Genomic DNA, 15632 nt, shown 5'->3' with positions numbered 1-15632 from the left:
TTAGGGGAATTAGTTCTTATAGTTACGCTGCTGACGCACAACGAATTCGTAGTCGAGTGGCTCCTTGTTCATGATAGGATCCTTGTCCTCGCCTTGATATTCCCAACATGATACGTATGAGAATAGCTCGTCGTGGCGAAGTGCTTCTCCCTCCTCGGTCTGATGCTCTAGGCGGAAGTGACCACCGCAGCTCTCCTCACGGTCGAGGGCATCGTGTGCCATCAGCTCACCGATCTCGATGAAGTCCGCTAGACGAAGTGCCTTCTCGAGCTCTACATTAAGGTCGTTGGCTTCGCCGGGGATACGCACATCGTTCCAGAACTCTTTCTTGAGCCTCTTGAGGTCTTGGATAGCCTTCTCTAGACCTGCCTTCTCACGTCCCATACCTACGAAATCCCACATGATGTGGCCGAGCTTCTTGTGTAGGCTGTCTACGCTCTGCTGGCCCTTGATACCCATTAGGCGAGCAATGCGATCCTTGATGCCCTGCTCAGCCTCGTCAAACTCCTTGCGGTCTGTGCTGAAGCGTGGCACTTGAATCTGGTCCGCCAGATAGTTCTGGATCGTGTAGGGCAGTACGAAGTAGCCGTCTGCCAAGCCCTGCATCAGCGCCGAAGCTCCTAGGCGGTTGGCACCGTGGTCGGAGAAGTTGGCCTCACCGATGGCGAATAGACCGGGGATAGAGGTCATCAGCTCGTAGTCTACCCAGATACCACCCATCGTGTAGTGGATAGCAGGGTAGATCATCATAGGCGTTTCGTAAGGATTGTCGTTGGTAATCTTCTCGTACATCTGGAAGAGGTTGCCGTAGCGAGCCTCCACCACGTCCTTGCCGAGTCGCTGGATAGCAGACGAGAAGTCTAGGAATACGGCAAGACCTGTATTGTTTACCCCATAGCCTGCATCGCAGCGCTCCTTGGCTGCACGGCTAGCCACGTCACGTGGCACGAGGTTACCAAAAGCAGGGTAGCGACGCTCTAGATAGTAGTCGCGATCCTCTTCCTTGATCTCAGTTGGGCGAATCTTGCCTTCCTGTAGCTTCTTGGCGTCCTCTAGCTTCTTGGGCACCCAGATACGCCCGTCATTACGTAGCGACTCGGACATCAGCGTGAGCTTAGATTGGAACTCGCCGTGTACGGGGATACAAGTTGGGTGGATCTGCGCCATACATGGATTGGCGAAATAAGCCCCCTTCTTGTAGCACTGCCAAGCAGCCGAACCGTTGGAGGCCATAGCATTGGTTGAAAGGAAGAAGGCGTTACCATAGCCACCAGTACCGATTACTACAGCATGAGCAGCGAAGCGCTCGATCTTACCCGTCACGAGGTTGCGGGCGATGATACCACGAGCACGACCATCGATCATCACGAGATCGAGCATCTCGTAGCGCGTGTAGAGCTTCACGGCGCCCTTACCTACTTGGCGGCTAAGCGCAGAATAAGCACCGAGGAGAAGCTGCTGACCCGTCTGGCCACGAGCGTAGAATGTACGGGATACCTGAGCACCACCGAATGAGCGGTTGTCTAGCAAGCCTCCGTACTCACGAGCGAAAGGCACACCCTGAGCCACACATTGGTCAATAATAGAGTTAGCCACCTCGGCAAGGCGATAAACGTTGGCCTCACGAGCACGGTAGTCGCCACCCTTGATCGTATCGTAGAAGAGGCGATAGACAGAGTCGCCGTCGTTTTGATAGTTCTTAGCTGCGTTGATACCTCCCTGAGCGGCGATTGAGTGTGCACGACGAGGAGAGTCTTGGATACAGAAGTTAAGGACATTGAAGCCCATCTCACCAAGTGATGCAGCAGCCGAAGCCCCTGCTAGACCCGTACCTACCACGATCACATCTAGGCGACGCTTATTGGCAGGGTTTACAAGTTTCTGATGATTCTTGTAGTTCGTCCACTTCTCGGCCAATGGGCCCTGTGGTATTTTGGAGTTTATCTTAGACATAATAGTCATGTATCTTTGGGTAAAACACTAAGTGAGCTTATGCAAATGGGCAAGACATACTACCAGCACAGAGAGATTGCAGGAAGAAGTAAACCACCACGAGGGCAAAGCCTAGGACAAGTACAGTAGCGTAGATGTTGGAGATTGTCTCCAGACGCTTGAGCCAAGTATTGTTGTTCCAGCCGATGGTATGTAGAGAGCTCCAGAAGCCATGTGCTAGATGGAACCACAGAGCGGCGAGCCATACGAGATAGAGTAGCACATAAACTGGATTGGAGAACGTGTAGCGAATGAGGCCAGCTCCGTCCGTAGGGCCATTCACTCCGGGAATACCAAGATCATGAATATGCTGTAGCTCTGCTAGCTGCATCTTAGCCCAGAAATTGAACATGTGTAGACCTAGACCTAGTAACACGATCACGCCAAGCACCATCATATTCTGCGACGCCCACTCCACTCCCTTGGGCTTGTCTACGACACCGTATGCACTATTGCCACGAGCCTTGCGGTTCTGCATAGTCAGGATCAGCGCATAGATGATGTGCACAAGGAAGAGTAGTGCGAGCGCTTTGGTTGCTACGAGTGCATACCAGTTTGCTCCTAGAAATTCACAGATCATGTTGTAGCCTTCCTCCGAGAACAGAGCCACGAGGTTCATGGACATGTGGAAGGTCAGAAACAAGATCAACGCAAGACCAGAGATACTCATCACCAGCTTACGGCCAATCGAAGATTTAATTAACCACGACATAAACAACTATTTATTAAATTAAAGTTTATTCCAACACAGAACTCCTCTTTTAGCGCATTAGTAGAGCACATTAACCAAAGCACAATCTGACCTAACCGCTTTCCGAGGACAAAGATAAACCATTTAGGTATATTACAGCCATAAATAGCGAAAAAAAGCCCCAATTATATTCTATCGCTCCCCTTGATTAGGTATATTTCTGATTGACTGAACAAACTAGGCCCTCCCTATACGAAACAAGCTAGGCCATACACGTAGATTGTGCATGACCTAGCTTGAGTATCTTAGCGACCTCTAGATTCGAGCCAAAAACGAGCTATGGCATCAATCTAAGGGGTAATTATTTCTTCTTGCCTTGGTTGGCTACAGCCTCCATCAACTTCTTGATCTCCTCTGGGTCGCCTAGGAAGTAGTCCTTAACGAGGTTTAGCTCATCGTCGAACTCAAACACATAAGGAACAGCCGTTGGTAGATTGAGGGCGATGATGTCCTCGTCGCTGATACCCTTGAGTACCTTAATGATACCACGAAGGCTATTGCCGTGAGCAGCTACCAGCACATCGTCATGCTCTACGAGCGAGGGGAAGATGTTATTCTGCCAGTAAGGGAGCGTACGATCTACGCAGTGGCAGAGAGCCTCCGTTAGGGGCAGATAGGCAGGCACAACGCCCGCATAGCGTGGGTCTGCAAATGGGCTACGCTCGTCGGCCTTCTCTAGTGGAGTAGGAGGTACATCGTAGCTACGACGCCAGATGAGCACCTGTTCGTCGCCATACTTCTCTGCAGTCTCTGCCTTGTTGAGTCCTTGGAGCATACCATAGTGTTTCTCATTCAGACGCCAGCTCTTCTCTACTGGGATCCAGTCGAGGTCCATGACATCGAGGATCTGGTTGAGCGTCTTGATGGCACGCTTGAGATAAGATGTATAGGCCTTACTGAAGCGGAAGCCCTCTTTCTTGAGCAGCTCACCAGCCTTCTTGGCTTCCTCAACACCCTTCTCTGATAGATCTACGTTGGTCCAACCGGTGAAGCGGTTCTCCTTGTTCCACACGCTTTCGCCGTGACGGATCAATACAATTCTCTTCATTTCTAATTACGTTATGTGGTGATATTGATATAACTCGCTTATACAGACACAAAGGTACTATTATTTTGCCGAATCAGCATAGGACACAGGGCAGATCAATACCACTACGGCCAAGCTATCATCTCTATACTCTAGACCAGCCACTCAGAGCAAACCCGAGCAAAAAGAGCATGCCACATCTAAGCATTGAGTAAGACAGCACAAGACCGAGCTTTAACAAATAAATACATCTCAGGCGAACTTTGATACACCTACACATCGGTCACCGACAGAGAGAGGACAAACACCCCACACCTCGTATTTGCCCCTAGGAAGCCCTAGGCTGCGTCCAACCTCGCTTAGGCAGCTAACCCTTACCCCCATGAAAACACCCATGTAAAACGGACGCCACACAACTGTCTAATAAACAAACACATAAAACATCACATCAAACACTTCCAGAACTTCCTTACTCTACTTTTGGCATTTCTCCCCATCAATCCTTTGGAATTGGTGGACACACTCAAGCAAGTTAGCCCATAGATCCCCAAAAATCTCCCCATTAATTTGCAGCAAACACGCTGACAGTCTTTAGAAACTACTCCCCTATTCACTCAAATTTATTCGTAATCCATTTACACTCTTTAACCAAAGTGATGAAAAACAAGCAGGGCTGATTGATGCATCTGGCTGTAGCCAAGAGTCGCATACACACCTCTAGGAGGCTAACGCAGCAAGGGAGGCGTATATATTTAAGGCTAGGCACAGCTACTCCGAGCCTCTCGGCCCAAAGAGATGCACCTAGCCTAGGTAGCCAGTATCTGTCTTTTTTGCTTTGGTTAATGAAAGCCTATACGAGAAGGGTATAGGAGTGGAGTTTGTCGGACAGACTGGATAATGCACGATGTCAAAGCCACACACCATCTCCGACCCCAAGCTCTAGCTCTATGGCTTGAGGCTTGGGGGCATCTAGGGCTGTCACGCACGATACATCTTGGAGCTATGAGCGAGGGAGTGCGTCCTCAAACAGAGTAGTAAGGTAGGTTATAGGTTGGATAATCATCAATCAGGACACGACGCTACTACCATGCATACATCCATCCGTACCCCAATGGCTATGAGGAGATACGTCAGTGGCAAAAAATAGTCTGCTGTCATAAACACTACCCGGCTCTATGCTCGCAAGTCAATCAGTCCGCAACAGGGGAAGAGCATAGTCGCATCTGCATATCCAGCCTAGGCTTATATGCACATCGAGTAGTACAGGTGCAGGAGGCACTCCGTAGATACTGTGATGATTTCCGCGTCCAATCTTATTCCCGAGATTGTGGCATCATAGTCAAACAGCAGGTCTCCTGACTTATCCGCATAGCCTGATGCGTCTTCCCAGCCTATGGCCAGTGACTTTTGGTGCACCAAGTTTACCACCCCTATAGGAGTAGACGAATTTACAGTAGCGGGTACTGTTCCAGACTTTCACTGGATTCCCTTGCAAAGCCTGCAAATGCAGACTTTTACTGCTCAACGGTGACAAAATTAGATAAATAATTCAACATAACAATTGTTCATCACTTTTTATGCAGTGTACCACCCTCAAAAACTTTGCCTCAGCACTACCCAAGGGCGATCTCTCCTCTAAGCAAATAGGTAGTATACCATAATGAGCCAGTACCACCCCAGCAATGCTTTCGACTCATAGAGACTCATAGCATTAACTTAGAGGCTCGCACTTGAGGCATTCTACTAAACATGCAAAAGGGGTTGAGCCAATAATTGACCCAACCCCTTACTGAAATAGGATTTTATCTTAGAATAAGATTACTTTCTAGTAACTTTCATCTTCTCCATGATAGCAGGTAGGGACTGCGAGAGCCTAGTTAATCCCCATTTCCCATCCTTATATTTCACGAGAAACGCAAACCTATCAGATTCGGGAGTTGCTCTATTCCCCTTGAGGACATACTCAGCAGGATTGCTTCCCTCAATTGGGGCAAAATACATACCTGCGGCCTCATGAGGGATCAAATTGCTATCGCCTTGTAGAGGTCCCCAGTAGACCGCCTCTACATCTTGATTCAAATCTAGACCCTTAATCTCCTGCCAATGGAATTCTGGGGTCTGGGTATCTCTGTTGAAGCGAGCCACAGCTCGGAAGCCAAGCCCCCCAACCTTGTATCCATAGGTGACGTCTGGGTTAAGCTCGAGGGTAATATCCACAGAACCTTGGCGCTTCTGACCCTGCTGGTTCACCGTGTAAGTATACTCAAGTTTATATGTACCTACAAAAGTCTTATAAAGAGCGAGAGCTTTGTCTTCGAGTTCTACGATCTTAACTCCAGTATTAGTCGTCACTTCCTTTGTATCGGCGTTATAGACGAGCCCTGTGACTCCAGCTACAGGCTGAGCAAAGCTGATCCCTTGAGCAGTATGCCAAAACGACATCTCAAATTCCTTGACACCCTCGGCAGACACCACATAGGTGTCAATTCCTCTAGCTTTGGGCATAAACGTGTAAGTTTTGCCTTCTAGCTCCACGGTAAAGCCTAGCTTCTGTTTGTCTGACTGAGCTTCGTAGTTAGGCATTACAACTCTCATTTCAAGAACCTTGGCGATATACTCAGCCATGGGCATATCTAACTTCACGAGTCGAGCCATAGTGCGACGCTTCTCTCCGATCAGATCAATAGTTTTCTTATCGTCATGGATCTTTTGGATTAAGAAGTTGAAGTCGGACTCATAGCCCTTACCCGGGCCTCCACCTCCTCTGATGTCAGGACGAGAGAAATAGTGGAGCACCTCATTGAAGGTATCGAAACGCAAGGTAGCAGCACGATCGCCACCAATCTTGTACAAACTCTTGGCAAATAAGATATCGTTGGTTCCTTGTTCGCGCAGCAGATCATTACCCACGAGCACTTCTCCCTTGTCATTGAATTTAAGAGTTAGGAGGAAACCACCGAAGCGAGCATTCTCACCTGCTTGGAACTGTAGCACCCAACCATGTTCACTACCATGTAGCAACTTAAGCACCTCGTTCTGAGCTTCGTCTAGACGAACCTCGGGGGACTTATCAAAAAGATCTTTATCCGAGCGGCAACTCGTCAAGCCAACACCTAAGGTAAGCAGCCCTGCAAGTACTAGCTTCTTAGCGAAATTTATTTTAAGATTCATGTCTTCTCTGACTTATTAGTTATTCAACACATGATGCTCTCCGCCCTCGATCTGCAAGGAGCCTGAGCGGCCAGCGGCCTCTGCAATCTCCGATCTAAACTGAGTGGCAAACTGACACAGATGACCTCCAGTCTTGTGGTCCGAGCCGTGCAGCTGCTTGGGGTTTCTCAGCAGGGCATTGATGATCAGCTCTCTCTGCTGCGCCTTCTTGGGGCTTAGAGGGGTGAAGGCACGTAGCTGATCATTGATTAGCTCCTCCCACTCGGGCTCAATGAGCTTCATCTTGGCGATCTCGCTAGCACGCTTGGTAGCCGTAGCCTTCAGGGCGTCCATGTCGATCTTCCACTCTTTGAGCATATAATCCTTCATGATCTGAATCTTACGGTCGATGATCACATTACCCTCGGTACCCGCAGCATCTCTCACTTCCTTCCACTGAGCGTCGTTGAATGTGATGTAGCACGCTGTTACCTCTGTGATATCCTCCTCTGGGTTACGGGCCGAGTAAGCGGTCACGAAGCCTAGGCTTGCATACTCCTCGGTTTTGTGCCTATTCTGCCAGCCCGTTTCTGTGTAACCAGAGGCACTGAGCAGACTATAGTTCTGGTCCCAGATGCGATTTTGGTGCAGGATATGCATAAACTCATGATACATCGTATGCAGGAAGAGCTCGTTGAGCTTGTCCACGCTACTTGCATCAAAAGCCTCAGCATTGGTCAGAGAGATCTTTAGACCACCCTCGGCCTGACCAAGTGTAACCGTACCATCGTCATTGACCGTGGGCGTCCCCGTAAGAGTAATGATGCGAGGGCTGTACAAGCGCATGAAGTGCTCACCTGCGAGCTCATCGAAGGAACCCAACCAAGTGTGCTTGAGTGTACGAGCGATGTTGATCCCATTTCTCAGAGATGCGGGTACAACATTGTTACCAGTACTGGTAGACTCATTGCTCTCGAATCGATACTTATAGTCGATGTTGTATGGGATAAGCAAGTTATCCTTAAGCCATCGGTCAAAAGAAGACTCATATTGCGAGGTAACACGAGGTGCACGTGGCTCGAGTTTCTCCTTACCGCAGCTACTTATAGCCAAGAGGCTCAATGCTCCAGCTAGAGCAGAAAAAATGAATTTATTCATTGTCGCAGTATGTTTAGTGATTATCTAGGGTTTGGAGCTACGCCACGAGATGCGATTGCGTCAGGGATTTGGATAGCCTTACGCAGGTCGTGCTCCTCTAGTACTACAGATGTACCACCCGAAACTTCATGTTCGATCCTGATGCCATAGCGCTTGATGTCGTCCCAGCGAGTACCCTCGTGTAGAGTCTCGATACGACGAGCGTGTAGGACAGCTTGGATAAGTCCAGTCTGCAAGCCCCCTTGTAGTGGCTTGGCAAACCTAGGATTCAGAGGCTTGGCAAGGGTCTTGAGCATATTTACCTTAGCCTCCCCTACGTATTTCTCTGGATCGTAGAAGTCTGCGATCTCTTGTGCAGAAGGTTGCTTGGTCGATCCCTTGGACTTGTACCACATGGCGAGGTCGGCTGCGGCCTTGTCGTACTGCTCCATAAGAGTGTAAGCCTCAGCACGTGCCAGAAGTGCCTTATCTACCGTATAGATCACGTAGACGCCGTGGTTAAGTCCAGTACCAGCTTGTACGTTTTCATAAACAAATATGCGCCAGATCTTAGGTAGGAAGTTCATGCCTCGACCAAACATCTGTCCTCTGAAGTGAGGTAGCTGATCCCCCCAAGGCCCGGGAGAGTCCACGGTCTGAGCCTTAGCTAGCGCACTTGAGTGAGCATATCTCTCGTTGAAGAGGTTGAAGATCAGATTAGTCGTAGCTGGGAGCATGAATAGGTTTGCAGGCTCTTCGGAAGAGATGTAGCGACGTAGACGGTCGTCGATGTTGGGCAGCTTGCCAAAAACCGTCCAGTTACGGAGCTCAGACTGTGGGCTATCCCCAAGAGCGATGTTAGCATATTCAAGTGCCTTCTCTGGCTTCTCGTAAGCGAGATAAAACTCGGCAGCGAAAGCCGCTGCAGCACGCCTATTGAAATGGTACTTGATGACGCTACCTCCATAGCTTGAGTCGTCGATTAGGGGAAAACCAACCTCGATATCCTCGGCAATCTGAGCGAAGTTCTGAGCAACGGGCACACGCTTCGTAGATACGTTGTACAAGTTACGCTCTAGCTCGGTGAAGACAGGTATCCCTAGATCAGTATTGCTTGTCTGCGAATTGTAGGCCTGCCCGAAAGTCGTTACCAAGCTATAGTTGGCATGTGCACGACACAAGAGAGCCTCACCCATGAGAGGACCAAACTTAGGATTCTTCTTCACTCCACCAAGTTTCTCAATAGCCTCCATTGCGAAGTTGGCGTGGCTTAGCGCCGTGTACTGTCCGCTCCAGAATGCGTTGGGCGTATCTTGACTGACCGTAGTGACGGGCTGCCAGAAATAGTTCTCTTGCACGAGAGCCGCCCCGGGGGCAAACTCGGCCCCACGGTCCGTAACGTTGTCCGTGCGCTGCTCCGTAAATCCTGCACGCAAGTACTCTGGATAGGCAGACACTAGTAGCGTGCGGATTTGTTCTGGAGAGTTGACATCAGTTCGGCGGTCGGGTAGCGTATCTAGGAAGTCATTACAACTCGTAAATCCAGCTCCTAGCACGAGTGCCGCCAATAGACTTTTATACTTATTCATCTGATTAAATGCTTTAGTTGAATGTGACTTAGAATCCAATGCGCAGCGTAGCTGTGATCTGCTTGGGCACAGGAGCGGCTACACCACCCGAGCGGAAGAACTCTGGGTCTTGTCCCTTGAGCTTAGGATCGGCGTAGAGTAGGGCTAGGTTGGTAGCCTGCACCTTGAGAGAAGCTGACTTGATGATCATATTCTTCAGCCAAGACTTGGGCAGATCGTAAGAGAGGCTAACTTCCTTGAGGCGTACAAACGTACCATCTGCGACACGTGCCGTAGAGTAGTTGTAGGCGTTGTAACCGACATTGAGGGATTGGAAGTTTCTATTGTCGCTTAGTGATGGGATCACGGGGATATCGGTACGAGCTTCTTCGCCTGCCATAGTCCAGCGATCCTTGAAGTCCTTGGGCGTAGCGCCAAAGTCGCTATACACTGCTCGGAAGACAGGGTCTAGACGGATCTTATTGCCACCTGAATAGGTAACGAAGACGTTGAGCTTGAAGTTGTCGAATGTAAAGATGTTCCCGAAGCTACCATTGAACGTTGGGTCCGTAGGCCCTTCGTACTTCAAGAAGCCCAGATGCTGTCTTTCTTGGAAGTTGATCAGACGATAGTTATCCTGATTGATATGGTGATCAATGAACTTGAAGGTTGGCAGACCCTGATCATTCAATCCCTCGAATGGGATAGAGAAGAGGGCGCGCACAGGATAGCCCTTGCGTGCATAACCGACACCATTGATGAAGTTGAAGAGATTCGAGCGAGTATCTAGGTCTGTGATTTCGGTCTGGTTGTAACCGAAAATGAAATCGGTCGTCCAGTTGAAACGCTTGGACTGGATATTCTTGGTAGAGACAGAGAGCTCGAAGCCATGGCTCTTCATGGAGGCCACGTTGCCATAGCGAATACCAGCTACCGTGTTGGTCACACCTATTAGGTCGAAGTTATTACGCTGATACCAGTCTGCTGTGATGCTGATGCGGTTGTTGAGCAAGCCCATATCCACGCCAACGTTGAGCTCGTGCTTCTTTTCGTAGGTCAGCTGGTTATTCTCTGGCCAGATTATCTGGTTGGCGTTCTCTGTCTCGGGAGCAGAAGGGCGCCATGGAGATGAGCTACCGATCACGGCAAGCGAGTTAGTAATCCATGTAGGACCAGCATCACCAGTCAGAGAGTAAGAAGCCTTGAAGGTCAGATGCGAGAGGTGCTTGCTGAGATAATTCTTGAAGAAATCTTCCTCATGAGCATTCCATGCAGTAGCGATATTCCAAGTAGGCAACCAACGAGCTGTGCGGGCACGACCTAGACGGTTGGACCCTTCGTAGCGACCTGTACCTGTCAGCGTGTAGCGACCCTTATAAGAATAGGTAGCTGTGGCGAAGAAGGCAACGGTACGACCGAAGGTATTGGACAGTAGGTAATAGTCCTGATTGTCCTCCTTCATCTTCTTGAAGGCTAGGTAATCCCAGAAAGGTCTTTCGCCATTGTCATACTGCAAGCCCCAACCCTCAGCGGCGTCACGTGTACGGTCCTGAGCATTGACCTCCATACCAGCATAGCTGTTGATGATGTGAGTCCCTGCAAGCTCTGTGTTGTAGGCTGCCGATAGACGGAAGTCTTGGCTGAAGAGCTTGTAGTTGGTCATATTGTAGAAACCACCTCGTGGCAGGATCGTATTGGGCAGCTCATTGAGCTTGTCTGGGTTTTTGTACAAGAATGGGTTGTTGCGCTGCGTTTCGGGGTCACCCATAGCACGGAATGCAAGTGCTTGGTTGGAGTGCTCCGTAACCATATGCCTCTGGCCCGTAGTCGAGTACTTGAGCGACCCGAGTGCTGTGACCGTCATTTCTCTGAAGGGCTTCCATTTAAGCTCAGCCTGATACTTCAAGTCAATCACATTGAGTTCCATATAGTTATTGTTGAGCTCATTCTTGATATTGAAGGGGGCGTAGTTGTTGGTATAGTAATCGTCGGGCGCAATAGCACGAGAGGTATTGAGCGCATACGAGAAGGGGTTGATATCGAAGTCACGAGTTACCTCCCCACTTACTGGGTCGCTAGCAGCTCCGAGAGTACCGGGAGCAGTCTGATTGCGATAAGCCGCACCTCCGATAGCAGTCAGAGATAGGTTCTTGGAAAGGTTGTATGTCGTATTGACGTTGAACGTATAGCGGCTTACCTTACTCTTATACATCCACCCCGGGTCAGTCATTACCGAGAGAGAAGCATAGGTCTGGCTATTCTCTGTACCAGAGGTCATGCTTACAGAGTGGTTCTGCATCACTGCTGGGCTAAATAGCTCGTCGAACCAGTCGGTATTGCGTAGCTCTGCCTCTCTGAGGTAGGCTTCACGTGCCTCGGGTGTATTGGCTAGACCGAACTTACCCGTAGCAGGGTCGTACTGGTGCGTGAGCTGATACATCTTGGCATACAGACCGCCACGTCCAGCACGATAGGTCTCGGCGAAGCGAAGGTGTCCCTTGCGCTCTAGCTCCCTGTAAATATCCACCTGATCCTGTGAATTCATGATATTGAAGTCACGGTAGCTAGGCACTAGGCGAGAGGTGAACTCGCCTGTATAGGAGAACGAACTAGTACCCTTGCGACCCTTCTTCGTCGTGATCACGATTACCCCAGCCATAGCCTTGGCACCATAAATAGAGGTTGCAGAACCGTCCTTGAGGATCTGGAAGCTCTCGATGTCGTCTGCATTGAGCCCTGCGATAGCCGAGCTGATAAGCGTCGTAGCATCACCAGAGCTTAGATCGTCTGCGCCTACCTGCACGATGTCTTCTTGGATCACACCATCGACAACCCATAGGGGCTTAGAGCTACCAAGGATAGAGGTTGCACCACGGACACGGATCTTGGGGGCGGTACCGAATGTACCAGACACGTTCTGTACAGAAACCCCAGCCGAGCGACCCTCTAGACCACGACTCACGTCTGGCATACCATCCATCTTGACCTTATCGGCCGTCAGCTTATCACTCGCACCAGTAAAGAGGCGTTTGTCTGTGGCGACCATACCCGTTACCACGACCTCCGAGAGCGCTTGGCTATCTGGCTGCATCTTAATCGTCATGCCATTCTTGGCCACGACTTTCTGATCCTTGTATCCCACGAAGGAAACCAGAAGCTCGTTTTTTCCGGCAGGTAGAGTTAGGGTGAACGCACCATCTAGGTCGGCTGACACACCAGATGTCGTCCCCACGATGCGGATAGAAGCACCCGTTAGGGGTTCTCCTCTCTCATCAACTACCTTCCCTTTGACTGTTCGCCCAGAGGTGGTCTGAGCATAAGACTGATTACCCAGCCCCAGCACTAGAGCCATCACGAGGCTCAAAATACCAAAACTTGATAACCAACCTTTGCCTAAGTACTTAGTAATGTTCATAAGCTAATTGATTAATTATTAAATGGTGAATATGTGTACATTAATTATGGCTACAATGAAAGAGAGCTCAAACTCGTACGTTCCTAACACTCTGGAGCGAATGCAATCCATAGCAGCTGCTAGCCCCAAAGCAAGTGTTAGGCAACTCTGCCGAATACCTCACTGAGTTTGGCGAACCTTACATATAGATATGTAATGACTATCTCGATAATCTACTTCTTTTACTTACCTGATTCAATTTCTAGAGCTCCAAAGCTCACAACTCTCATTACCAATGGACCCAAGGAGTTTCTCTCTGCAAATCTCATCTAACCCGTATGCCGCCTCAAGTATTCTCCCACATCAGGACCAACCCCAAGACTGAGATATTACCCCTATCATCAGCGAGTTAAACACCCAGCAGGACAAAATAAAACTCGACACACACAAGCCTTTCTATTTTGAAACCAGCATCGATAAATCTTCTCGAATCTTTTAACCTACCTGCAAATATAACTTTATTTGTTTAATCCCCCCAAGTCATTTGAGTTTGTGGGTAAAAAGTTTTCGCAGCACCAGAAAAGCGTCTAAAATAGCTAAATACAGCTTGAATATCCGACAGAATAAACTCTTTCCGAGAGCCTCAGACTACAAAAACTCTTTGCGAGAGCCAATCCATATACTTGAAACCCCAAAATTTATATTTTCATTCGATTTTCAGAATGTTGATGGGAAAATCTCTCATGGCTAGGGTACAAATGGCCCGACCTCATATTTGCCCTCTAGCAGGCTCTGTATTGCGTCCGAGCTCTTTGGGGCACAAATAACCTAGAAAGACGAAAATCCCCTCCTAAAATAACCTTTCACAGAACACTGAAAATCAGACTTATAAAACAACTCTTTGAGAGATTCAATCCGCTCACGGCACTTTTCCGAGATTTTCTTCCCATCAATCTCGGAGGATTGTAGGACACATCTCGACCAATTAGCCCACCAATCTAAACAAACCTTCCCATCAATTTTCTTTACCCAGCCTACCAAACCACATAAGCCACTCCCCTGCCCTATCCAAAATGAAGGCAATTCATTTACACTCTTTAACCCAAAAGCAGATTCAAGCACATGCAGATCGGACAGATTGACTCCCCCCCTCCTTATGGCAAAGTCCAGTACAAAACCTACGATTCGTGACCCCAATAGCATCTAGCACCGACCAAGCCCTTACACTTGGTCAAACCATTGAAGAAAAAACGCTACATTTGTCATTAGGTTAATGAACAGGACGACTAAGGAAGCCTCGTCGGGGAATACAATCCCGAGAAACAAGCAGCCAAACGCCCTAATATGTAGCTCAAAACGAAGCGAACAAACGTTTTACACATAATAAATTAAGGTTATGAGTTTCCTATCTCAAGACAAGCTGACTATCATCGGTGCCGGTGGTATGATCGGCTCAAACATGGCTCAGACAGCCGCCATGATGCGCCTAACACCCAACATCTGCCTCTACGACCCATTCCTACAAGGACTAGAAGGGGTAGCTGAAGAAATCCGTCACTGCGGATTTGAAGGGCTTAACTTAACATTCACAGACTGCATCAAGGAGGCACTCACAGACGCCAAGTACGTGGTATCCTCGGGCGGCGCTCCTCGCAAAGAAGGTATGACACGTGAGGACCTACTCAAGGGCAACTGCGAGATCGCCGCTCAGCTCGGCAAGGACATCAAGGCCTATGCCCCTGCGCTCAAGCACCTTGTGATCATCTTCAACCCCGCAGACATCACTGGTCTTGTAGCCCTCGTACACTCTGGCCTCAAGCCTAGCCAAGTGACGACCCTTGCCGCCCTCGACTCTACTCGCCTACAAAGCGAACTAGCCAAGCACTTCGGCATACAGCAGAGCCAAGTAGAGGGAGCACGTACATACGGTGGCCATGGCGAGGCTATGGCAGTATTCGCTAGCACAGCTAAGGTAGCCGGCGAGCCTCTCACCAACCTCATCGGTACAGACAAGCTCTCCACCGAGGAGTGGGAAGCCCTCAAGAAGCGTGTTACTCAGGGTGGAGCCAACATCATCAAGCTACGTGGTCGCTCTTCGTTCCAGAGCCCAGCATACGTATCTATAGAGATGATCGCTGCAGCTATGGGCGGCAAGCCATTCACATGGCCAGCAGGTTGCTTCGTGAGCCTACCCGGGCTCGACAACGTGGTAATGGGCATGGAAACAGTCATCGACAAAGATGGCGTTCGCTATAGCTCCGACATCAAGGGTACAGAGGCTGAGAAGGCGGCCCTCAAGGCTAGCTACGAGCATCTAGTGAAGATGCGTGACGAGGTAATCGGCATGGGCGTGATCCCAGCCGTAGCCGACTGGAAGACGGTTAATCCTAACCTATAGTCCTCTAGATCTGGATCTATCATAGCAATCTCCCCAACTCAAAACCTCGGCTATAAGGTTTTGAGTTGGGGAGATTGCTCACTCTAATTCATAAAAACAGCACCAATATCAGTGGATAATTCCTAAATCACACACACCAAAGACGGAGGGTTAGAAACAAATCGGTGGACATCAAAGCCAAAACCTCGTCATTTTTACTTATATTTGCGAGGAAT

9 protein-coding genes and 1 riboswitch are annotated in these 15632 nt (G+C 49.3%); of the genes, 2 read left to right on the top strand and 7 right to left on the bottom strand.

The annotated features are described in order from the left end of the window. Positions 1-9: 9 nt before the first annotated feature. The 3 genes from HQ41_RS06620 to gpmA all read right to left on the bottom strand — a co-directional run bounded on the left by HQ41_RS06620 (position 10) and on the right by gpmA (position 3791). A complete protein-coding gene (locus HQ41_RS06620; RefSeq protein ID WP_044189558.1) occupies positions 10-1953 on the bottom strand; it encodes a fumarate reductase/succinate dehydrogenase flavoprotein subunit in 1944 nt (647 codons plus the stop codon). A 37-nt stretch (positions 1954-1990) separates the two neighbouring features. Continuing rightward, positions 1991-2704, bottom strand: coding sequence for a fumarate reductase (locus HQ41_RS06615; RefSeq protein ID WP_044189555.1), 714 nt, complete (start codon positions 2702-2704; stop codon positions 1991-1993). A gap of 340 nt (positions 2705-3044) precedes the next feature. Next, complete coding sequence (gene gpmA, locus HQ41_RS06610) at positions 3045-3791, bottom strand: 2,3-diphosphoglycerate-dependent phosphoglycerate mutase (RefSeq protein WP_044189552.1); 747 nt, start codon at positions 3789-3791, stop codon at positions 3045-3047. Positions 3792-4667: 876 nt separating this feature from the next. Between gpmA and HQ41_RS09735 the strand changes: the two genes are divergently transcribed. Then, positions 4668-4805, top strand: coding sequence for a hypothetical protein (locus tag HQ41_RS09735; RefSeq protein WP_160225884.1), 138 nt, complete (start codon positions 4668-4670; stop codon positions 4803-4805). Positions 4806-5097: 292 nt separating this feature from the next. Next, positions 5098-5301: riboswitch (cobalamin riboswitch) on the bottom strand. Positions 5302-5588: 287 nt separating this feature from the next. Here HQ41_RS09735 and HQ41_RS06605 read toward each other — a convergent pair. From HQ41_RS06605 to HQ41_RS06590, 4 genes are read right to left on the bottom strand one after another with little or no spacing between them, the layout of a single operon-like run. Next, positions 5589-6941, bottom strand: a complete 1353-nt coding sequence (locus HQ41_RS06605; RefSeq protein WP_044189549.1) for a DUF4302 domain-containing protein — start codon at positions 6939-6941, stop codon at positions 5589-5591. A 15-nt stretch (positions 6942-6956) separates the two neighbouring features. Further along, positions 6957-8078 carry a substrate import-associated zinc metallohydrolase lipoprotein gene (locus tag HQ41_RS06600; protein WP_052405327.1) on the bottom strand — a complete coding sequence of 374 codons (1122 nt, stop codon included), beginning with the start codon at positions 8076-8078 and terminating at the stop codon, positions 6957-6959. A gap of 20 nt (positions 8079-8098) precedes the next feature. Beyond that, positions 8099-9646: a RagB/SusD family nutrient uptake outer membrane protein gene (locus HQ41_RS06595; RefSeq protein WP_044189547.1), complete on the bottom strand. Its 1548-nt coding sequence runs from the start codon at positions 9644-9646 to the stop codon at positions 8099-8101. 28 nt (positions 9647-9674) lie between these two features. Then, on the bottom strand, positions 9675-12977 hold the full coding sequence (locus tag HQ41_RS06590; protein ID WP_044189598.1) for a SusC/RagA family TonB-linked outer membrane protein: 3303 nt from the start codon (positions 12975-12977) through the stop codon (positions 9675-9677). A 1438-nt stretch (positions 12978-14415) separates the two neighbouring features. On the opposite strand from HQ41_RS06590, the gene HQ41_RS06580 reads away from it, so the two are divergent. Beyond that, positions 14416-15417: a malate dehydrogenase gene (locus HQ41_RS06580; RefSeq protein WP_044189542.1), complete on the top strand. Its 1002-nt coding sequence runs from the start codon at positions 14416-14418 to the stop codon at positions 15415-15417. Positions 15418-15632 lie beyond the last annotated feature (215 nt).

Origin of the sequence: Porphyromonas sp. COT-290 OH860 (assembly GCF_000768935.1) — a bacterium.
In the GTDB taxonomy this organism is placed as follows: Bacteria; Bacteroidota; Bacteroidia; order Bacteroidales; family Porphyromonadaceae; genus Porphyromonas.
This window is presented reverse-complemented; position numbering and strand designations above follow the sequence as displayed.

Bases quoted from the DNA above. Each gene is read 5' to 3' on its own strand.
- HQ41_RS06605 (WP_044189549.1), bottom strand. From the start codon at position 6,941: ATGAATCTTAAAATAAATTTCGCTAAGAAGCTAGTACTTGCAGGGCTG.
- HQ41_RS06600 (WP_052405327.1), bottom strand. From the start codon at position 8,078: ATGAATAAATTCATTTTTTCTGCTCTAGCTGGAGCATTGAGCCTCTTG.
- HQ41_RS06615 (WP_044189555.1), bottom strand. From the start codon at position 2,704: ATGTCGTGGTTAATTAAATCTTCGATTGGCCGTAAGCTGGTGATGAGT.
- HQ41_RS06595 (WP_044189547.1), bottom strand. From the start codon at position 9,646: ATGAATAAGTATAAAAGTCTATTGGCGGCACTCGTGCTAGGAGCTGGA.
- HQ41_RS06590 (WP_044189598.1), bottom strand. From the start codon at position 12,977: ATGGCTCTAGTGCTGGGGCTGGGTAATCAGTCTTATGCTCAGACCACC.
- gpmA (WP_044189552.1), bottom strand. From the start codon at position 3,791: ATGAAGAGAATTGTATTGATCCGTCACGGCGAAAGCGTGTGGAACAAG.
- HQ41_RS09735 (WP_160225884.1), top strand. From the start codon at position 4,668: ATGCACGATGTCAAAGCCACACACCATCTCCGACCCCAAGCTCTAGCT.
- HQ41_RS06620 (WP_044189558.1), bottom strand. From the start codon at position 1,953: ATGTCTAAGATAAACTCCAAAATACCACAGGGCCCATTGGCCGAGAAG.
- HQ41_RS06580 (WP_044189542.1), top strand. From the start codon at position 14,416: ATGAGTTTCCTATCTCAAGACAAGCTGACTATCATCGGTGCCGGTGGT.